The sequence below is a fragment of the Paraburkholderia caledonica NBRC 102488 genome (assembly GCF_000685095.1).
Lineage (GTDB): Bacteria > Pseudomonadota > Gammaproteobacteria > Burkholderiales > Burkholderiaceae > Paraburkholderia > Paraburkholderia caledonica.
This window is the reverse complement of record NZ_BAYE01000019.1, coordinates 66,721-86,886: the sequence shown is the minus strand read 5'-3', so window position 1 is coordinate 86,886 and position 20,166 is coordinate 66,721. Positions and strand designations below refer to the sequence as shown.

Here is a 20,166-nt window from a genome sequence, read left to right as displayed (position 1 = left end):
CGCGCTCTATTGCCGACGCCGCGATCCTCGCGCGCCCGGCATCGAACGCAAACCGGTACGTTCAACGGTAAAGCGGAACGTCCGCACGAGTTGCTCGCCACAGCCAAGCAACGTCATGCCGTTTTCGCATGCGCCGCCGGCAAGATTCATCGCGTTGATCGGATGATCGACGGGCTCGAAGCAAAAGAAATCCTCGCCAGGAGGCGTGTACAGCACGTAGTAATCCGTGTCGGCGGCAATGTTCAGCGACAGCCGGCGCTTGGGCCACACCACGGCCGCCTGTCCGCTCCATCCAGTGAATGCATGATTGACGATGGTTTCCGGCAGCGGATAGGCGACGCCGAACTGCCACGCCGGCGGCGCCTGCACGTGGCGGACCGGCAGCCAGTCATCGCCGGCGAGCCATAGACCGCCTGCCGCAGCCGACAACTCGGTGTCGGCGTCGCGAACAAAAAACGGATGCACGCCGAGCCCGAAAGGCAAAGCCTCGCGCCCCGCGTTCTCGATTTCGAGCGTGATGACGAGCGACGGGCCGTCCAGCTTGTAGGTCTGCGCCGCGCGAAACGCGTAGGGCTTGCCGTCACGGCGATCGAGCGTGAGCCGCACATTCTCCCGGTCTGAATCGACGACGTGCCACGCCGACTGCCAGCCGTCGCCGTGAATCGGAAACGGCTCGTCCGCGCGATTGCACGCCACGTCGACGCGCCGCCCAGCGAAATTGAAATGCCCGCCGCCGATACGGTTCGAATACGGCAGCAGCGGATAACAGGCGAGTTCGTTCGGTTGCGTGTCGGCGGCGACATGGCGGCAGCGACGAAAAATCGGCGTGAGCGCGCCGTCGTCGCGCCAGTCGAAGCGCGTGATTCCGCCGCCCAGCGTCGGCGCAACGTCGAGACGCAAATGCGCATTGGCGAGCGTGATGCAGGCGACGTCGCCGGCCGAGGTCTCACCGACCGCTACCGCCGACGTGCTCGGCCCCGGCAACACCGGATTGGCCGCCGCCGCGAGTCGCGAGCGCCGGCTCTGAGCGCTTTGTGATGTTTGGGACGAGGCGGAAACAGGATTCGCAACAGTCATATCTGCTCCTTCGAGAGGCTGGGACGTTGCCGTCGTGGCTGACGGGTGCTGTTGGGCGATTTTCTTGAACAGGTCGCCTCTGGTCCGAACTGCTTGCTGCCGTTTTACGCGGATTGCTGGGATGTTGCTGGTTTCTGTCAAGCACGGCTCGTCACTGCAGCCGCGCGCTTCCGGTTACTGCATCGACTGCGAAGCAGCGTCATTCTGCGCTACGCTGGCGCGCCCTGGAACACCGGCTCCGGCAAACCGCGCCGCGCAGGCGTCGCGATGAACACGCCGCCCGCCCGTGAATCGCCTGCAAGCGCCGCTGCGTCGAGACCGACGCGCGCACTCGTGATGTACAGCGTGCCCAGTTGCGCGCCGCCGAGCGCGACGCAACTCGGCTGCGCCGTGGGCACTTCCACGCGCTCCGTTTCGACACCGTCGGCGCCGTAACGCACGACGCGCCTGCCGCCCCATTGCGCGTTCCACAAGCCGCCGTCGCGATCGACAGTCGAGCCGTCGGGCTCGCCAGTGGCGTCGGCGAGGCGCACGAACAGCCGGTCGTTGGCGATGCCGCCGTCCGCACGATAGTCGCACGCGCGGATCCCACGCGTGGGCGAGTCGCAGTAATACATCGTCGCGCCGTCGGGGCTGAACGCAATGCTGTTGGAGATGGCAGGCGCGGGCAGCGGCAAGCGCTCCAGCGACAGATCGTGATCGAGCCGGTAGAACCCGCCGATGGCCTGCAACGGCGAACCTTCGTCTTTCGTGCCGAACACGAAACGCCCCTGACGATCGCAGCGGCCGTCATTCACCCGCGTGTTCATACCCGCTTCCACATCGACGATGTGCCGCGTCTGTCCCGTCGCAATGTCGAAAAAGGCCAGCTGCGAGGCAAGGCCGAGCAACAGGTAATGCGGATCGGCACACAGCGCGAACGTGGCGAGACGTTCGGGCATCGGCCAGAAAGTGCTGCGGCCGTCGCTCGGGTCGTAGCGCCACAAACGCGCGCCTTCGATATCCGTCCAGTAGAAGCGGCCGGTTCTCGCGCACCATGTCGCGCCTTCGCCCAACGTGCACTTCGTATCGAGCAGCAGCGCCGCGCTTCTCGCAGGTTGCGCACCGGCGCGCGGGCGCGCGCTTGCCGTCATGCCCAGCCTCCGTCCACGACGATGTCCTGCGCGGTGATCATTCTGCTGTCGTCGGCGGCGAGGAACAGCGCCATGCTGGCGAGGTCGTCCGGCATAAGTTCCGCGTCGATGCACTGCCCTTCCTTGATCGCGCGGCGACCGGCATCGTCGAGCCACAGGCGCTTCTGCTTTTCAGTCATCACCCAGCCCGGCACCAGCGTGTTCACGCGAATGTTGAAGTGCCCCAGGTCGCGTGCGAGACCGCGGGTCAAACCCTGCACCGCCGATTTCGACATCACGTACACCGGATAACCGCCGTTCTTCAACATCCAGCTAATCGAGCCGAGATTGATGATCGAACCGCTGTTCGCGGCTTTCATGTCTTCCATCACCGCCTGCGCGGCAAAGAACTGATGACGGATGTTCACCGCGATGCCCGCGTCGAAAGATTCGCGCGTCACTTCGCCAATCGTGTGACGCTTGTCGTTCGCTGCATTGTTCACGAGCGCCTGGATCGGGCCGAGGGCAGCTTTCACGTCGGCGATCGCTTTTTGCAGCGCGTCGACGTCGGTCAGATCGCAGGGCAGGAAAAGCGGCTTGTGCTTCGAGTCGCCGAGTTCGTCCGCCAGCGCTTCGCCCGCGGTTGCGTCGATATCGAAGAACGCAACGCGCGCTCCCTGCGCCGCGAAATGCTCGACAAACGATGCGCCGATACCGGTCGCGCCGCCCGTAATCAACACCGTGCGGTCGACAAGACTAGGGTAGCGCGCGAATGCGCTGTTCGCGAGACGCTCGTTTGCATTGGCCGGAGACGACATCGTTCGATTCCTTTTAGAGCGAGATGATTAAGCCGGGATTAGTCGCGCGAACCGCGGTTCTTCAACTGGTCGAGCAGCACGGCTGCGAGCAGGATCGCGCCACGCACGAGGTACTGATAGAACGCGTCGATGTTCATCAGGTTCATCACGTTCTCGACGGTGCCCATGATCAGCACGCCGATCACGACGCCGGAGATCGTCGCACGGCCGCCGAGCAGCGACACGCCGCCGAGCACGCACGCCGAGATCACGTTCAGTTCGAAGCCTTGTGCGGCATTCGGCTGTCCCGACGTGATCCGCGACGCCAGGATCACACCGGCGAGCGCGGTGACGGCGCCCTGAATCAGGAAGATGTACACGCGCGTGCGCTCGACGTTGATACCCGCGAGCCGCGACGCTTCCGGATTGCCGCCGATCGCAAGCGTATTGCGGCCGTACACCGTCTGATTGAGCATCACGCCGAACACGATGAAGCACAGCAGCGTGACCCAAATCGGCAGCGACACGCCGAAGAAGCTCAAGCCGCCCAGCGCAATGAACGTATCCGACGACACACCCACCGCCTGACCGTGCGACACGATAAAGCCGAGGCCGCGCACGATTTCCATCGTTGCGAGCGTGGTGATCAGTGCGTTGATGCGCAGATACGCGATCACCGCGCCGTTGACGAAGCCGATCACCGCGCCTGCCGCCACTGCGGCAACGATGGCGATAAACGTATTGTCGGTCGCGTTGAGCACCATCGCACACAACACGCCGGCAAACGCGACGGTCGATCCGATCGACAAGTCGAAATCTCGCGACGCGAGACAGAACATCATCGTGCACGCGACCATGCCGATCTGCGAAATGGACAGCGCGAGGCCGAGCATGTTCTCGATCGAGAAGAAGTGGTCGACGGTCAGCGACATCGTCACGAACATCACCACGAAGATCAGGATCAGGCTGTACTCGGTGATTTGCTGCCACCATTTCGCCTTGTCGCTCGTTTGCGGGATCAGCGCTTCGGCGGCGCTCTTGGCGGCCTGTTGCGCGAGGTTTTCTCTAGCTTGCATGATGAAGACTCCTCCCGTTCCCCACGGGTTGCCGGACTTTCGTCCAATGATGTTCAGGCCGCCTGTTGAGCGGCAGTTCCGGTTGCGGGCAGTGCGGTCGAGCTTTGCGGCAACGCGAGGCTCAGCACCGCTTGTTCCGTTGCATCCTTGCGCGACAGTTCGCCGGCAATGCGGCCCTGGCGCATCACGACGATGCGGTCCGACACGCCGAGCACTTCGGGCAGTTCCGACGAAATCATCACGATCGCGCAGCCGCGTTCGGCAAGCTGGTAAATCACGTTATAAATTTCGTGCTTCGCGCCCACGTCGATGCCGCGAGTCGGTTCGTCGAGAATCACGACTTTCAGATCGGGTTCGGCGAGCCAACGCGACAGAATCGCCTTCTGCTGATTGCCGCCCGAAAGAAAGCGGATCTTTTGGCGGCGGCTCGGCGTCTTGATCTTCAGCAGCTTGATGAAGCGGTCCGCGGTTTCCGCTTCTTTCTTGCGATCGAGGAAGATGCCCGCGCGCAGATAGTGACGGCGGCAACTGATGTTGATGTTCTCCGACACCGTCGCCATCGCGACAATGCCTTCTTCCTTGCGGTCTTCCGGACACAGTACGATGCCGTGGCGAATCGCTTCGCCGGCGCTTTTCACCCGGATCGTCTTGCCGTCGAGCACCAGTTCGCCGCCCTTCTTATGCTCCGTGCCGTAGACAAGATGCATCAGTTCGCTGCGGCCCGCGCCCACGAGGCCAAAGAAGCCGACAATTTCGCCGCGCCGTACTTCGAAGCTGGCCGGCTGCGAGAGCGCATGGCCTTCGATCGCTTTCGCTGCGAAACGCACTTCACCGAGCGGCCGCTCCGAATAGTTGTAAATGTCCGAGATCTCACGCCCGACCATTTCGCTGACGATGGTGTCGCGCGACACCCCTTCGAGCGTCGGATGCGAAGCGATCTTGCGACCGTCACGGAAAATCGTGCAGGCGTCGCAGAGTTCGTAAATTTCGTCCATGCGATGCGAGATGTAGATCATCGCGCGGTTGTCGGCGCGCAGGTCGCGCACCAGCTTGAACAGCACTTCGGTTTCACGATGCGACAGCGAACTGGTCGGCTCGTCGAGCGCGATCACGCGAGCGTTGCGCAGCAATGCCTTGCAGATTTCCACCATCTGCCGTTGCGCGATGGAGAGCTTGCGCAGCTTCGCGTTCGGATCCAGCGCGACGCCCATTGCTTCAAGGCGCTCACGCACAAAGCGTTTCGCATCGCGCTTGTTGACCCAGCCGAACGAATTCGGCAACTGGCCGAGCAGCAGATTTTCCGCGACGGTCAGATCGGGCACGTATTGCAGTTCCTGGTGAATCACCGCGATACCTGCCGCGATCGACGAAGCCGCGCTCGTGAAGCGCACTTCTTTTCCGTCGATCATCACGCGGCCCGAGTCGGGCTGGTATTCACCGCCGAGTATCTTTAGCAGGGTCGATTTCCCTGCGCCGTTTTCGCCCATCAGGCCGTGCACCTGGCCGACGTTGACGTCGAAGGACACACCGTCGAGCGCGCGCACGCCTGGAAAGACTTTGCCGATATTGTCAAAACGTAGCGTCGCTGACACTTCGCCTCCTCGCTGTTTCATCTCCGCCGCGCCTCGCTGGGCGTCGTAGTTCGACACCTGCAACGCATGGCCTATGTCCTGTTGCTCATGTTGCGTTTCAGTTGCCGGCGCGCGCACCGTAAGCGACGCGCCAGCAATCCTTCATTGCAGCGCGCGTTACTTCGAAGCAAGCCCCATCTTCTCGCGTACTTCGCCGACGTTCTCACGCGTGGCCAGCATGCCGGTCGTCAACGTGAGCGGGGGCGGCGCCTTGCCTTGCGTGATCCAGTCGTACATCAGCGTCGCGGTTTCCTCGCCGTGGCGCTTCGGGCTGATGATGACCGTGCCGAAGAAGCCCGTCGGGTTCGGCTTCTTGAACTCGTTCAACGCCGAATCCGAACCGCCGATGCCGATGCCGATCATGTTGTCGGCCTTGAAGCCGCGCCCTTCCGCTGCGCGCACCGCGCCGAGCACGCCTTCGTCGTTCAGCGCGTACGCGACCCAGTGCTTGAACTGCGGGTTCTTCGTCAGCGCGATGTTCGCGGCGTTGAACGCGTTTTCCGTGTCGGTTTTCGCTTGCGGCGCGGCGATCACGTTCGCTTTCGGGAAGCCGGCGGCGATCAGCGCGTCGGTTGCGCCGCTCGTGCGGTCATGCGCGGTCGGCAGTTGTTCGTAGGTCACGTCGATCGCGCCCACGTCCTTCATGTCCCAGCCGCGCTTCTTGATTTCTGCAGCCAGACCGTCGCCGACCTGCTTGCCGATGTTGTACGCCGAGATGCCCATGTGCGGCACCGACGCGATCGGCTTGCCCGCGCCGTCGACCAGACGGTCGTCCACCGTCATCATCTTCAGGTTGTCGGCTTTCGCCTTGGCGACGATGCCCGGTCCGAGCTTCACGTCAGGCGTGCAGATCACGAAGCCTTGCGCCTTTTGCGCCGACAGGTTGTCGATCGCGCTCATCACTTTCTCGCCCGACGGCGCACCGATCTTCACCAGTGTGAAGCCCTTTTCCTTGGCGGCAATTTCGGCGAACTTCCACTCGTCCTGGAACCACGGTTCCTCCGGCTGCTTGACGAGGAAACCGATCTTGACCGGATCGGCGGCTTGCGCGACCGGCGCGTTGAAGACCACACCCGCCGCCGCTGCTGCCAGCGTGAGGAAAATTCTACGTTTCATGTTGCGTGTCTCCTGACTAATTGATAACGAGAAGGTATCGGCCGCGTCTTCTTGTACCGGTTGTGACACACGCGGCCAGCGCGTCGTCCGGTGAAACGGTGCTACGTTTTTCTGGTTCGCCTTGTACTGCGTTTCTTTTTTGCTTTGCTGCCTGTTTGTTGGCCGGTTGCTGCCCCGGTCGCCGGCTCAATCGTGATAAAGCACGGAGCGGCCGCCGTCGACGGTGATACACGTAGCGTTGATAAACGGCGCTTCATCCGACGCGAGAAACACCGCCGTCATCGCCACTTCTTCCGGGCGGCCGATGCGTTTCATCGGCTGCAAATCGATCGTCGCCTGCCGCGCGGCGGCGGGGTCCGGCTGTTCGTTCCACCAGTCATGCGTCAACTGGGTTTCGATGTAGCCCGGCGCGATCGCGTTAACACGCACGTTGCGCGGCGCGTACTCGATGCCGAGCGCGCGCGTGAGGCCAATCACGCCATGCTTCGCAACCGGGTACGGAAAACAGCCGGGAATGATCTTGAACGCATGCGTCGACGCGATGTTCAGGATGCTGCCCGCGCCGCGTTCGACCATCCCCGGTAACACCGCGCGGCAGCCGTTCCAGACGCCGTCGAGATCGACCGCGAAGCAGCGACGCCAGTCGTCGTCGGTCATGGTCAGCGGGTCGCAAAACACGTTGATGCCCGCGTTGTTCACCAGCACGTCGAGCGGTCCAAGCGCTTTTTCCGCTTCGCTCACCGCGTGCTGGACCGAAGCCGATTGCGTGACGTCCGTATGTACCGCCAACACGCGCGCCCCGGTTTCCGAACTGATCTGCTGCGCCGTCTGCCGCGCCGTATCGATGTCGAGTTCGGCAAGCGCCACCGCTGCGCCTTCGCGCGCAAACGCAAGGGCAATCGCCGCGCCGATGCCGCGCCCCGCGCCGGTGACTAATGCGACTTTGCCCGCCAGGCGTGTCATTTCTTCACACCCGCGCGCGCAACGCGCAATCCGTTGATAAAGGCTTTCGCGTGCGAAGCCGTTACCGCCGCGCTCTGGCCCGACTTATAGAGCGCAGAGCCGAGACCAAAGCCGTTCGCGCCGGCGCTCAGAAACGGTCCCATGTTGTCAGGTGCGATGCCGCCGACCGGCACGAGCGGCACCTGCGCCGCGATCACTGCGCGCCAGGCCTTCACCACCTGGCAGCCGAGTTGTTCGGCCGGGAACATCTTCAATACGTCCGCGCCGTTTTTTAGCGCGATGAACGCTTCAGTCGGCGTAGCGACCCCGGGCGCGCAGGCCATGCCTTGTGCTTTGGCGGCGACGACAACGTCCGGATCGCTGTGCGGCATCACGATCAGTTCACCGCCCGCCGACTTCACGTCCTTGACGAAACTCGGATGCAACACCGTGCCCGCACCGACGATCGCATCGGCGGGTAGCGCCTTGCGGATTGCCGCAATGCTGTCGAACGGCTGCGGCGAATTCAACGGCACTTCGACGATGCGAAAGCCGGCTTCGTACAGCGCCTGTCCGTGCTCCGCCGCATCGGCGGGCGTCACGCCGCGCATGATCGCGATCAGCGGACATGCCTCGAACGCCGCGATCAAACCCGCGTGCGGCATGTACGGGGCGGGCAGATTGATGTGAGGTTGCATCTCGGTTCCTTATTTCGTGGATGGCGGCGCGCTGACTAACCGGCCTGCGCTGCATGGGCGGCCGGATTGACGAGCCCCGCCTGCGAAGCGACCCGCCACAAACCGCGCTCGGTCGCCTGCTTGACGAGTTCGGCCTGGGTGCAGCCGAACCGCGCGAGCGCGACTCGATAGCGCTCGCACAACGCTTCGTTGCCGATCAGGCGCAGGCTTTGTCCCGCGAGCGAGCTTTGCTGCTGCTTCAGCACGGTTTCGAGGCCGGCCAGTTCATGCCCGATCAGCAGACCCGATAGATAGTCCGGCTGCTGCTCGCGCGAAAGTTGTCCTGTGAGACCGAGCGTGCGCGAACTGAAGACCGTCGCGAGCACGCCCGCCTGTCCCTTGTCGCGCGCGATGTTCACGCCGCGCAGAAACGCTTCGGAATCCGGACGGTCGGGCGTGACCATCGTGCGGCCGAGAATCGTGTGCTCGCGCAATGCGCCGAATACTTCGCCGGTCATGAACGTGTGAAAACGTTCGATACGCCCGGCCTGCACCACCGCCCACTTCGCGTGCGTGCCGGGCAAGCCGATCAGCGCGCGCTTGCCGCTGTCGGCGTCGCGGGAATCCTCGCTTAATGCGCCGAAGATCTGTGTTTCTTCGCCGCGCATCACGTTGGGCAGCTCGCCGCGTTGCAGCACGCCGGGGATGATATGCAGCGTCGCGCCGCAAGCCGCCTTCACGCGGACGATGCCCGCCGCGAGCGCATCCGCATTCGCGGGCGCATCGACGTAGGGCGCTTCGAGCCAGCCTTGCGCGCTGCCGACCATGCCCGCAGCAATGACGGGTGCGCCGGGCGCGGCTTTGAGCCAGGCGCCGCAGGCGTCCTCGAATGCGGCGTCGAAACCGCCCTGCTCCGCGCTGCGAGGCAGGTTCATGATGCCGGCCGTCGATGCGCGCGTCGCGAGCACCTTGCCGGACGCATCGTAAAGATACGCGCGCAGCGATGTAGTGCCCCAGTCGAGCGCAATCAGCGCCGCGTGACTGTTCGCTTCGGCGTTCGCTTCGGCGTTCGCTTCGGCGTTCGCTTCTGCGTTTGTTTCTGCGTTTGTTTCGGCGTTCGCTTGCGCGCTGGCCGCGGCGGCGCCGACCGCCACCTGCGCCTCCGACGGTGTGGGAGAACCCGCGTGTTTCATCGCTTGATCCTGCGGGTTGTGGGTTGCGGGGCTCGCCAGCCGAGTTCTTCGGAGATCGCGCGCGCTTCGCGCTGCACGACCGGAATCAGTTCGTCCATGCGCTCGAGCGACATATAAGGGATCGTGCTGGCCACCGACAGCGCCGCGACAATCGCGCCCGACGCATCGCGCACCGGAGCCGCGACGCAGCGAATCGACGCTTCGTTTTCCTCGAGGTCGAACGTGTAGCCGCCGGCCGCGTAGTTCGTCATGCGCTGCATGAAAGTCTGCGCGTCGGGACGGTTGTCGGGCTTAAAGGTAACGCTGGCGAGCGCGCGTCGCGATGCGTCGAATAGCGACTGCCAGTGCTCCGGCGTCAGATCGAGCATCATGGCCTTGCCGATACCGGTCGACGCCAGCGGCATGCGGTGACCGACGCGTGAGCGCATTTCGAGTCCGCGCGTGCCGGGAATCTTGTCGATGTAGAGCACGTCGTCGCCATCGCGCACGCCGAGGTGAATCGTGTCGAGCGTCTGTTCCGCGAGCGATTCGAGATGCGGACGAGCGACCGCGGTGAGCGGCATCTGTTCCAGCGCGATGGTGCCCAGTTCGATCAGCTTGGGGCCGAGCAGATAACCGCCTTGCACCTGGCGCAGGTAGCGCGCCTGAACGAGGCTGCTCACCAGCCGATGCGTGGTGCTGCGCGTCGTGCCGAGCGCCGCGCCGAAGGTGCGCAGATCGCGCACGCCGGCGGCGGCCGCTTCGAGAATCGCGAGGCCGCGCAGAAGCGTCTGCGTGCCGGCTTGTTGCGGCGTGATGTCGAGCAGCGTGCTCGGCAACGCGATTCCATTGACCACGGCGGCGGGCTGGGGCGTGGCGCGCGGCGCTTTGGCTGCGGGCGCCGTGCGCGGCGTGGCGCTGGACGCGTCATGGTCGGCGTGTGGCGCCAGTTCGGCTTCGGCTGCGCTTTCCGCGTCGTTGGGCATCGCTTTGTTCATGGCGATTCGCTTTTCGGTGGTTTCTGCGCTTACAGCGCGGGGCCGGAGAGCGGGCCTTGGGTGTACGCGACGGCGTGGGCGCGGGGGTGCTGCCTGAGGGCTTTGGTAGGCATGGTTTGGCTTGTCTCCGGTTTTTTTCGCTGTCGCAGAATTTTTGGGTTTCTGCTGTTGGAGTGGATTGTAGGGGGGTTTTTGAGAAAGCTCCAATATGTGATTTGAGTGGTCAGATAATGGGATTTTGTGTTGCCGCGGGCTTAACGGGTGTTGTTGGGTCTGGCGTGGGAAGCCTTGGCCTTTCCTTGAATTCGCGGTGGTCTATTGGCGTTGCCCCTGTGCGGGGCGGCACTTGCTTTCTTTGCATGCCGCAAAGAAAGTAAGCAAAGAAGGCGGCTTTACACCGCTAGCTCATAAGTGGGTCCCCGGGCTTGGAGAGGGCGGTGGTGCATCTGCAATCTGTGCTCTCGCGCACTTCGCACCGATGACAAGGCAGTCGTACCTCCCGCCTCGCACTGCGTGCTCGCCAGAAAGGTTCGCTTATCACCAACGGCTCGCGATTGGCGCAGTCGCCTAACGCAGGCGGCGTCATACCGAGACAGTCGGCAAGATTGGAAACGGGGAAAAGAAGAGCGAGCGGCAGCGGTTCTTAAAGTGCCGCCCCGCACAGGGGCAACGCCAACAGATCACCGCGATTTCAAGGAAAAGCCAACGGGTTTCAAAACAAAAACCCCAGACAAAATCTTACTCGGGCAACTCAGCCGCCCCCATCCTCCGGGCAATCACCCGAGACCTCTGCGCCAGATACGCCGACCCGCGATGCTCGTCGTAATACTTTGGCTGCTGCAACATGACCGCGAGCCGCGCCGACTGGGCCGCTGTCAACCCGCTCGCCGGCGTCTTGTAGTAATAACGCGCCGCCGCCTCGGCGCCATAAACGCCATTGGCCCACTCAACGGAGTTCAGGTAAATCTCGAAGATGCGCTCCTTGTCCATCAAGGTCTCCAGCATCCACGTGATGATCAGCTCCTGCGCTTTGCGTATATAACTCTTCTCGCGCGACAGGAAGAGATTGCGCGCAAGTTGCTGCGTGATCGTCGAGCCGCCTCGAACGATTCTGCCCTTCGCCTTGTTGCGCTCCCACGCCTGCAGGATCGCATCGGTTTCGTAGCCGTTGTTGTTGACGAAGTTCGCATCTTCGGACGCAATGATCGCCCGCTTCAGATTGCGCGAAATCTGGTCGTACGGCACCCACGTGTGCTGCATCGAAAGGCCAGGTTTTTCCTGCGACAAGCGCCACGCGTCGGAGCGCATGTAAGCCGTCGAGCGCGGATTGACATAGTTCCACACCGCAATCTGCGCGAAGTAGAAGACCTGCGTCGCGAGCCACGCAAAGACGAGCACGGCGACAAGATAAACGATCCATCGCGCCGGACCTGGCCGGCTCGTGCGTCGCGTGGCGGTCATCGTAGTGTCGGTCCTCGAGTTCGTGGGGCGTCTGACGAAAGCTGTCTCAAGAATGCTGTCTCAAGCGTGCGACGGCGCCGTCAGCAACGCGCGCAATTCGGCCAGCACAGGAACGCTGTCGGGCCGCACGCCGCGCCACACGTAAAACGATTCTGCTGCCTGCTCGACCAGCATGCCGAGGCCGTCGGCGCCCCGTGCTCCGAGCTTCCGCGCGTGCTCGATGAACACCGTCGGATGCGCGCCGTACATCATGTCGTACGCAAGCGTGCCGCTGCCGAACGCGCCGTCGTCGCACTCCGGCAACGATGCCTCCAGACTTCCCGCAGTGGCATTCACGATCACGTCGTATGCGCCCTGCTCTATCGCTCGCGCGTTGCCGCCGCTCAGACGGCACGCGACGCCGCTCGCGGCTTGTGCGAACTGATCGACCAGCGCCTCGGCCTTCACGGCCGTCCGGTTGACGATGGTCAGCGTATGCGGCGCGCGCTCCAGCATGGGCAGCACCACGCCGCGCGCGGCGCCGCCTGCGCCGAGCAACAGAATGCGCGCCCCCTTCAACGACACGCCGAGATTCACCTCGATGTCGCGCACGAGCCCGAAGCCGTCGGTATTGTCGCCATACACGCCGTTCGGATCGATGCGCAAGGTATTCACCGCGCCTGCAGCGGCCGCACGCGGCGACAGGCTGCTGGCAAAGGCGTGCGCGTCAAGCTTGAACGGCACGGTCACGTTCAGCCCGCGCCCGCCTGCTTCGATAAAAGCGCGCACGTGCGGCACGAAAGCGTCCACCGGCGCGAGCAACGCGCCGTACTCGACCGGCTCGCCCGTTTGCGCGGCAAACCTGCTGTGAATGAACGGCGACTTGCTATGGCCGACCGGATTTCCGATCACCGCATAACGGTCTTTCATTTCGGCCCCGCTCATCGACCCGGTTCCGTGATGCGCTGCCCGGCGGCGGCATCGCTCGAGCCATTGTCGTTATCGGCGCTGTCCGCCGAGGTTGCGCCGCTTTCCGCACCGTCGACATCGGCTTCCGCTTGCGCCTCAGCTTCGCTTTCGGCGCTTTCATCGGACGCTTCGACGATCTCCTCTTCGCCCTCTTCTGCTTCGTCCGCGTCGTCGGCCTCATCAGCTTCGGCGCCGCTCGTGACAGTCGGCGCGTCGAGCACATGCAGAAGACGCACGGACGCCTCGACGGTCAACTCGTCGATCGACATCACCTCCATCTGAAGACGCGTGCCGCGCGCATGCACGCCGAGCCCCGGCACATGCAGCAGCAGCGGAATCTCTTCGAGCCGCACGAGGTCGCCCTTCACGACGGACGCCACCACCTGCTTGCGGTTTTCCTGCTTCAGCCAGCGCAGACACCAGAAATATTCCATGCGGCGCTGATGATCGGCGTACGCGCTGTACGTGTCGTCGAAACCTTGCACGACGGCGAACAGGTCGGCATCTTTGGGCTTGAACGGGGCGGCCAGCTTCGCGGTTACGCCGTGTTGTACGCAAGCGAGCAACTGCCACTGGTTCACCAGGTCGACGTAACGGCGCAGCGGCGACGTGCTCCACGCATATTGCGTGACGCCGAGCCCTTCGTGCGGCGCGGCGTTCGTCTGCATGCGGGTGCGCTTGGGACCGGTGGGTGCGCCGAACGCGCGCTGTGTGCGATAGATGCCCGGCACGCCGTGGTCGTGCAGAAACGCGCCCCATGACGAATTTGCCAGGATCGCCAGTTCGGCGACGATCGTGTCGAGCGGCGAACCGCGCCGCCGCGGCGTGATCGTGATGTGCTCGCCTTCGACGTAAAAGTTGAAGTCGGTATTCCTCTGCACCTCGCGGCGCAGACCATAACCCGCGCGCGCAGCCTGACGCTTCTCGAACAGCGCCTGCGCGAACGGCCACAAAACGGCGATATCTTCCTTGTGCGGATAGTCGCCCGTGCCCGCAGCGAGCGCCTCTTCGGTGACCAGTTCGTCGAGCGTGTTGTGGCGCAGATTGTTCTTCACGAACACGCGCTCCGCACGCGTTTCGCTCGCCACGATCTCCTGCGTCTCACGGTTGACGATCACATACAGTGAAAGCGCCGGACGCAAGCCGCCTTCGGCGAGCGTGAACGCGTCCACCACGCTATCGGGCAGCATCGTGATCTTGTCGCCAGGCATGTACACGGTCGACAAACGCGTGCGCGCGATGGCGTCCACCTCGTCGCCGCGTTGAATGCCGAGCGCCGGCGCCGCGATGTGCACGCCGATCCGCACGCGGCCGTCCGCGAGATGCTCGACGGAAAACGCGTCGTCGATCTCAGTGGTCGTAATGTCGTCGATGGAGAACGCCTGCACGTTCGCTTCGGGCAGATCCTCGGGCACGCTGCCGGGCGTGACAGGCGGGAAACCGGTGCCGTGCGGGAAAAACTCCGAGAGGAATTTGGCCTCGTGCAAAGCTCGCGCCGAGGGAATGGCGCCGCATTCGAGCATGAGACGCGCTTGCGAAATGCCGCGCGCAGCCGCGGCGGCTTCGAGCGCCTTGTATTCGATCGTGTTCTTGTCGGGCCTGGTGAGCAACGCGAGCGCCGTCTTGCCGGTGAACGCCTCCGGCAAGCGGCCGGCCTTCAGTTCCTCTTCGTAGCCTTGCTGCACGAGCGCCTGCTGACGCTTACGCTCGAGGCCCGCGAGCGCCATTTTCAACTGCTCCTGCGGCGCGCGTTGATACATGCCGCGGCCCTTACGGCGGAAATACACCGGCGCGCCATGCATGCGCAGCACCAGCGCCGCGCGCTCGACCGGGCCGAAGCGCTCGCCGAAATATTCCGCGCCGAGGGTGGCGAACGGAAATTCGTCGTCGGGCGCGCATTCCCACAGGAAGTCCAGGTCGATCTCCTGAGCAACGGCGTCGGCCTGCTGCATCAGTTCAGCCGCACCCGGCTTCTCGAATTCGATCAGCACGTCCTTCGCGCGCACCTTCGCGCGCCGGCCGCCCGGCAACTCGACCTGAAACGCATCGCCTTGGCGCGACAGCACACTGCCTGCCTTGAAACTTCCCGATTCCTCGAAGAAAACGTTCACTCAATACTCTCGTCTGACTTGCATCCGCCGGCGTGCACGGCACGGCAACGTATTCGTGATAATGGATCCGCTGCGCGCGAAGCGCGCGCTGGCGGCATGAATCTAATTGTTGGCTGCGCTCCTGCTGATGGGGCGGTGCCATTTCGTCGGCGGCTTTGGTTCCGGGCCGGTTCTACGCAGTTCTGCAAGCTTTCAAGCCCGCTCGCGACCGCACTCAGGGCTCAACATCAGTCCCCGCTCCGCACGCCTACTGACCGTCAAGCAGCCTCGCGTGGCGCCGGCGGCTCGACGTCTTCTGCGTCGCAAAACGCCAGTAAGTCGTCGACATAGTCGGCGAACTCGCTGATCGCGTGGTCGCTCCCTTCGATCAGCGTAGTGCGTGCGCCGCGATAGTGCGCGAGCATTTCACGGTAGTCGAGCACTTCGTCGCCGGTCGCGGCCAGCAAATAATAACGTTCGGGGCGCGTGATGGACGTCACACTGAGCGCGCGCAGTTCATCAAGATGATGCGGTTCGACGACGATGCTGCCGCCGCCGTGCCACAACGGCTGTTCGCCGAGATAGGCGCTCAGGTCGCGCTGCGGCACGACCGCCGGATTCAGCAGCACGCCGGGCCAGCCGTGCTTTTCCGCCAGATACGTGGCGAAGTAGCCGCCAAGCGAACTGCCGATTACCGTCACGCGCTTCGTACCGGCGGCCGCCACGAGCGCCTCGGCGAGCGCGACCGTCTCAAACGGCGAGACGGGCAGCATCGGGCAGCACCATTCGTCGCTGCGGCCGAGCTCCACGAGCCGCGCCGCGAGCACGCGCGCCTTGAACGAATTTGGCGAAGAACGAAAACCGTGCAGGTAAAGAATCACGAAGCGCCTCTCGCGGACAGGGCGTCGAGCAGCTTCTGGTGCACGCCGCCAAATCCGCCGTTGCTCATCACCAGAATCTGATCGCCGGGGCGCGCTGCGTAGACCACGGCTTTGACGAGCGCGTCGAGATTGTCGAAGGCTTGCGCCTTGCCGCCGAGCGGCGCCAGCGCTTCGCCCAGGTTCCAGCCCAGCGCGTCGCGGCCGCTCGGTGCGCCGTAGCCGAACACGAGATCGGCGTCTGCGAGACTTGCCGGAAGTTGCGCCTTCATCACGCCGAGCTTCATCGTGTTCGAGCGCGGCTCCAGCACGGCGAGAATCCGCGTATTGTCGCGGCCGACACGCGCCCGCAGGCCAGCCACCGTGGTGTCGATCGCGGTTGGGTGGTGCCGCGAAGTCGTCGTACACCGTCACGCCGTCGACGCTGCCGCGCACTTCCATGCGCCGCTTCACGTTGCGAAAGCTCGACAGCGACTTAGCGGCCTGCGCCGGCGGAACGCCGACATGACGCGCGGCCGCAATCGCGGCAAGTGCGTTCATGCGGTTGTGCTCACCCTGCACCTGCCACTCGACCACGCCGACGCGCTCGGCGTTGTGATACACCGCAAAACGTTCGTCGACGGGCACACCGTCTTCCGCGGGCAGGGTTTCCCAGCCGCCCTGCACGCCGAAACGCTCCACTTCGCTCCAGCAGCCGCGCGTCAGCACGCGTTCAAGCGGATCTTCCCGGCCGTTCGTCACAACTCGGCCGATGCGCGGCACCGTGCGGATCAGATGATGAAACTGCGTCTCGATAGCCGCCAGATCGGGGAAGACGTCGGCGTGATCGAATTCCAGGTTGTTCAGAACCGCGGTCTTCGGTCGGTAGTGAACGAACTTGGACCGCTTGTCGAAGAAGGCCGTGTCGTACTCGTCGGCTTCGATCACGAAGAAGCTGGAATCGGTGAGCCGCGCGGAGACGCCGAAATTCAGCGGCACTCCGCCAATCAGAAAACCGGGATTGAGACCCGCATCTTCCAGCAGCCATGTGAGCATGGAACTGGTGGTCGTCTTGCCGTGCGTACCGGCCACCGCAAGCACCCATTTGCCGTTCAGCACGTGTTCGCCAAGCCACTGCGGGCCGGACACATACGGTAGGCCTCGGTCGAGAATCGCTTCCATCAGCGGGTTACCGCGCGACACCACGTTGCCGATCACGAACAGGTCGGCGTTCAGACCATTCAACTGGTCCGCGTCGTAGCCCTCGATCAGACGGATGCCTTGCGCCTCGAGCTGCGTGCTCATTGGCGGATAGACGCCGGCGTCGCAGCCCGTCACCGTGTGGCCCGCGCCGCGCGCGAGGACCGCGAGACCGCCCATGAACGTGCCGCAGATACCGAGGATGTGGATATGCATAAGCCTGTCGTGCCGCGCGGGCGTTTTTTCCTGAAAGGCCCTTACCTGGCGGTTCGTGCCAGGCCCCCGAAGGGGCAAGAAAACTTGTGGGGCGGCCCGGCGTTTTCCTGAGAGGGATGGGAGAGCGGCGAGCGGCCAAAAGAGCCGTCCGCGAAGGACGTCATTGTAACCGACGCCTCCCGAACCCCTAAGCGGACTTCCCCGCTTTGGCTACGCCCGCAGCCGGCCAGCGCCGCCGGAAAGGGCTGTCATCAATCTCTAGTATGATTGACGGATGGTTCGCAAATCACATTTTGATCCGCAGCGCGTGCGCGAGGAAATCGCCATTGCGGCTGCGCGCCTGATCGCCGAAGACGGTCTCGACTATGCAACGGCGAAGCGCAAAGCGGCTCGACAAGTCATTGGAGAAAGCCGGATTGCCGGCGAATGGCTGCCCGATAACGATCAGATCGAGGAAGAAATCCGCGAATATCAGTCGCTCTTTCAGGGCGACAGCCAGCCGGCGCTGCTGCGGCGCCTGCGCGGCATCGCTGTCGAATGGATGGAGCGGCTCGCACCTTTCAACCCTTATTTGACGGGCGCAGTGCTCGGCGGCACGGCCGGCGAGCATTCGGACGTTCATCTTCAGGTGTTCTGCGACAACCCGAAAGAAGTAGCCATCTACTTCCTCAACGCGAACATTCAATACGACGTCTCGGAAACACGCCACTTTGCGGGCCGCGGCTACGTCGAAACGCTGAGCTTCCTGTGGCGGCCGGCGAGCGAAGGGCGCGACTCGGACCCCGTGGGTGTTCATGTCGCGCTTTATGAGTCGGACGACTTGCGCGGTGCTGTCAAAGCCGACGCTCGTGGGCGCACGGCGCGGGCGAATCTTCAGACTGTTCAGTCGCTGCTCGCCGCGGGCGGCGTAGCGCCTTCACCCAACTAGACAATGATGAACACCAGACGGATTCTGATGGCGGCGCTCGTCGCCGGCGTCGCGGCAGGAAGCGGCGTCCTCGCCAACTACTGGCTGAACGGCGATGACGGTTTGACTGCGACCGCTCATGCCGCCGGTTCCGCGTCGAAGGAAGGCGCTGTTGCCCAGCTTTGGGCGGCTCCGGTCACGACCGCCGATGGCAAGCCCGGATCTCTTTCCGTGCTGAAAGGACGCCCGATCGTCGTCAATTTCTGGGCTTCGTGGTGCGGGCCGTGTGTCGAGGAAATGCCCGCGCTCTCGCAACTTCAGCGCGATTACGCGAAGAAAGGCATCCAGTTCGTCGGACTTGGCGTCGATTCCGAGAAGAACGTGCAGGCTTTCCTGCAAAAAGTGAAGGTGGCCTACCCGGTCTATGTGACGGGGTTCGGCGGTGCCGACCTCGCGCGGTCGTTTGGGAATACGGCGGGCGGCCTGCCGTTCACCGTGGTGATTGATGCAAAAGGCAACATCCGCTCGACAAAATTAGGCCAGATCGATCCTGTCGCCTTAAAACAGACCCTCGACGCGCTGTAAATTTCTCAATCTTTTGGCAGCGGTTTTGCGGAGAAAGGCACAAGATTCGGCGCAAATCCGCCGGAATTGCGAGAAATTAGGCGACCGGCGCCCCGCTGCGAACGACTCCTGAACTCTTCGTCCGTGCAGGAAACTAGACAAGTTTCTCTAATCAGCGCTAAAGTGCGCCCAATTCCACGGAAAAAGAAGCGACCATGACGCGACTGCTGGTACTGCACGGCCCCAACCTCAACCTTCTCGGTACGCGGGAACCCGAGGTTTATGGCCGCGTCACCCTGCCGCAGATCGATCAGGCACTATCCGACCGCGCCGCCGACGCCGGCGTAGAACTCGCGTCGTTCCAGAGCAACCATGAAGGCGCTCTGGTGGATCGCATCCAATCCGCCCGGACAGAAAAAACCGATTTCATCCTGATCAATCCGGCTGCGTACACGCACACGAGTGTCGCCATCCGGGACGCTCTCGCGGGCGTCGGCATTCCGTTCGTCGAGATTCATCTGTCGAACGTGCATCGTCGCGAAGCGTTCCGGCATCACTCGTATTTTTCCGACCAGGCCGAGGGCGTGATCTGCGGCCTCGGCTGGAAGGGTTATCTGTATGCACTCGAATTCGCGCTCGACCGGCTGGCCGCCGGTTCGTCGCGGGGCTGAACTCCAAACACGTCTAATTTGCGCCGGCCGCACACGCGCCGGCACTCCACGCATTGAAAAAGGGGCTTCCTGATGGATCTACGCAAACTGAAAACTCTGATTGATCTCGTGTCGGAGTCCGGCATCTCGGAACTCGAAGTGACCGAGGGCGAGGGCAAGGTTCGCATCGTCAAGAACGCGCCGCCGGTTTATGTGCAGCCGTCCGCCTCGTACGCGCCGCAATACTCGCAGCCAGCCCCGATGGCAGGCGGCGAAGCGCCGCCCGCCGTAACAGCAGCAGGTGCCCCGGCCACGCCGGCAGCCGCCGCGCCGCAAGGTCATGTCGTAACCTCGCCGATGGTCGGAACGTTCTACCGTGCTCCGTCGCCGGGCGCCGACCCGTTCGTTCAGGTTGGTGACACGGTCAAGGAAGGCCAGACGATCTGCATCATCGAAGCAATGAAGCTGCTCAACGAAATCGAGTCGGACAAGTCCGGCGTCGTGAAGGAAATTCTCGTCGAAAACGGTCAGGCGGTCGAATACGGCCAACCGCTGTTCGTGGTCGGCTAACGCGGCGCGCATTGCGCCCCGCTGTGCGCATGCCGCCCCGCGCGCCCGTTGCATTCGGCGCGCGCCCGATCCTCTGAGGCAGCCGGTGTTCTGAGCAACCCGGCG

Annotated in this window: 18 protein-coding genes and 1 pseudogene; 4 read left to right on the top strand and 15 right to left on the bottom strand. The window is 63.6% G+C overall.

Annotated elements, in window-relative coordinates:
• Nucleotides 1-6: 6 nt before the first annotated feature.
• The 15 genes and pseudogenes from BCA01S_RS27640 to mpl all read right to left on the bottom strand — a co-directional run bounded on the left by BCA01S_RS27640 (nucleotide 7) and on the right by mpl (nucleotide 17,370).
• On the bottom strand, nucleotides 7-1,077 hold the full coding sequence (locus BCA01S_RS27640; protein WP_027779677.1) for an aldose 1-epimerase: 1,071 nt from the start codon (nucleotides 1,075-1,077) through the stop codon (nucleotides 7-9).
• A 209-nt stretch (nucleotides 1,078-1,286) separates the two neighbouring features.
• Nucleotides 1,287-2,210: an SMP-30/gluconolactonase/LRE family protein gene (locus BCA01S_RS27635; RefSeq protein WP_027779676.1), complete on the bottom strand. Its 924-nt coding sequence runs from the start codon at nucleotides 2,208-2,210 to the stop codon at nucleotides 1,287-1,289.
• Nucleotides 2,207-3,007 carry an SDR family NAD(P)-dependent oxidoreductase gene (locus BCA01S_RS27630; RefSeq protein WP_027779675.1) on the bottom strand — a complete coding sequence of 267 codons (801 nt, stop codon included), beginning with the start codon at nucleotides 3,005-3,007 and terminating at the stop codon, nucleotides 2,207-2,209. Before BCA01S_RS27630 ends, BCA01S_RS27635 begins: the two co-directional genes overlap by 4 nt.
• Before the next feature lie 38 nt (nucleotides 3,008-3,045).
• Complete coding sequence (gene araH / locus BCA01S_RS27625; RefSeq protein ID WP_006051875.1) at nucleotides 3,046-4,062, bottom strand: L-arabinose ABC transporter permease AraH; 1,017 nt, start codon at nucleotides 4,060-4,062, stop codon at nucleotides 3,046-3,048.
• 53 nt (nucleotides 4,063-4,115) lie between these two features.
• A complete protein-coding gene (gene araG / locus BCA01S_RS27620) occupies nucleotides 4,116-5,654 on the bottom strand; it encodes an L-arabinose ABC transporter ATP-binding protein AraG (protein ID WP_027779674.1) in 1,539 nt (512 codons plus the stop codon).
• Between the two features lie 156 nt (nucleotides 5,655-5,810).
• Nucleotides 5,811-6,809 carry an arabinose ABC transporter substrate-binding protein gene (locus tag BCA01S_RS27615; protein ID WP_027779673.1) on the bottom strand — a complete coding sequence of 333 codons (999 nt, stop codon included), beginning with the start codon at nucleotides 6,807-6,809 and terminating at the stop codon, nucleotides 5,811-5,813.
• A gap of 186 nt (nucleotides 6,810-6,995) precedes the next feature.
• Nucleotides 6,996-7,772 (bottom strand): SDR family oxidoreductase, encoded by a 777-nt coding sequence (locus BCA01S_RS27610; protein ID WP_027779672.1) that lies wholly within the window; start codon nucleotides 7,770-7,772, stop codon nucleotides 6,996-6,998.
• A complete protein-coding gene (locus BCA01S_RS27605) occupies nucleotides 7,769-8,449 on the bottom strand; it encodes a 2-dehydro-3-deoxy-6-phosphogalactonate aldolase (protein ID WP_027779671.1) in 681 nt (226 codons plus the stop codon). Before BCA01S_RS27605 ends, BCA01S_RS27610 begins: the two co-directional genes overlap by 4 nt.
• A gap of 35 nt (nucleotides 8,450-8,484) precedes the next feature.
• Complete coding sequence (locus tag BCA01S_RS27600; protein ID WP_027779670.1) at nucleotides 8,485-9,621, bottom strand: 2-dehydro-3-deoxygalactonokinase; 1,137 nt, start codon at nucleotides 9,619-9,621, stop codon at nucleotides 8,485-8,487.
• On the bottom strand, nucleotides 9,618-10,598 hold the full coding sequence (locus tag BCA01S_RS27595) for an IclR family transcriptional regulator (protein ID WP_027779669.1): 981 nt from the start codon (nucleotides 10,596-10,598) through the stop codon (nucleotides 9,618-9,620). Before BCA01S_RS27595 ends, BCA01S_RS27600 begins: the two co-directional genes overlap by 4 nt.
• A 738-nt stretch (nucleotides 10,599-11,336) precedes the next feature.
• Nucleotides 11,337-12,059: a monofunctional biosynthetic peptidoglycan transglycosylase gene (mtgA, locus tag BCA01S_RS27590; RefSeq protein ID WP_027779668.1), complete on the bottom strand. Its 723-nt coding sequence runs from the start codon at nucleotides 12,057-12,059 to the stop codon at nucleotides 11,337-11,339.
• A 60-nt stretch (nucleotides 12,060-12,119) separates the two neighbouring features.
• Entirely contained in the window at nucleotides 12,120-12,983 is an 864-nt protein-coding gene (gene aroE / locus BCA01S_RS27585; RefSeq protein ID WP_027779667.1) for a shikimate dehydrogenase, read from the bottom strand.
• Nucleotides 12,980-15,118 (bottom strand): ribonuclease catalytic domain-containing protein, encoded by a 2,139-nt coding sequence (locus BCA01S_RS27580; RefSeq protein WP_027779666.1) that lies wholly within the window; start codon nucleotides 15,116-15,118, stop codon nucleotides 12,980-12,982. Before BCA01S_RS27580 ends, aroE begins: the two co-directional genes overlap by 4 nt.
• 257 nt (nucleotides 15,119-15,375) lie before the next feature.
• The gene (locus tag BCA01S_RS27575) at nucleotides 15,376-15,978 is read right to left on the bottom strand and encodes a YqiA/YcfP family alpha/beta fold hydrolase (protein ID WP_027779665.1); all 603 of its coding nucleotides are present in this window, start codon (nucleotides 15,976-15,978) and stop codon (nucleotides 15,376-15,378) included.
• Nucleotides 15,975-17,370 (bottom strand): annotated as a pseudogene (mpl, locus tag BCA01S_RS35365) (UDP-N-acetylmuramate:L-alanyl-gamma-D-glutamyl-meso-diaminopimelate ligase). Before mpl ends, BCA01S_RS27575 begins: the two are co-directional and overlap by 4 nt.
• 274 nt (nucleotides 17,371-17,644) lie before the next feature.
• On the opposite strand from mpl, the gene BCA01S_RS27565 reads away from it, so the two are divergent.
• From BCA01S_RS27565 to accB, 4 genes are all read left to right on the top strand, one after another.
• On the top strand, nucleotides 17,645-18,298 hold the full coding sequence (locus tag BCA01S_RS27565) for a hypothetical protein (protein ID WP_027779664.1): 654 nt from the start codon (nucleotides 17,645-17,647) through the stop codon (nucleotides 18,296-18,298).
• A 6-nt stretch (nucleotides 18,299-18,304) separates the two neighbouring features.
• Nucleotides 18,305-18,862: a TlpA family protein disulfide reductase gene (locus BCA01S_RS27560; RefSeq protein WP_027779663.1), complete on the top strand. Its 558-nt coding sequence runs from the start codon at nucleotides 18,305-18,307 to the stop codon at nucleotides 18,860-18,862.
• A 194-nt stretch (nucleotides 18,863-19,056) separates the two neighbouring features.
• Entirely contained in the window at nucleotides 19,057-19,512 is a 456-nt protein-coding gene (gene aroQ / locus BCA01S_RS27555; RefSeq protein WP_027779662.1) for a type II 3-dehydroquinate dehydratase, read from the top strand.
• A gap of 72 nt (nucleotides 19,513-19,584) precedes the next feature.
• Nucleotides 19,585-20,061, top strand: a complete 477-nt coding sequence (gene accB / locus BCA01S_RS27550) for an acetyl-CoA carboxylase biotin carboxyl carrier protein (protein ID WP_027779661.1) — start codon at nucleotides 19,585-19,587, stop codon at nucleotides 20,059-20,061.
• The last annotated feature ends 105 nt before the right edge of the window (nucleotides 20,062-20,166 follow it).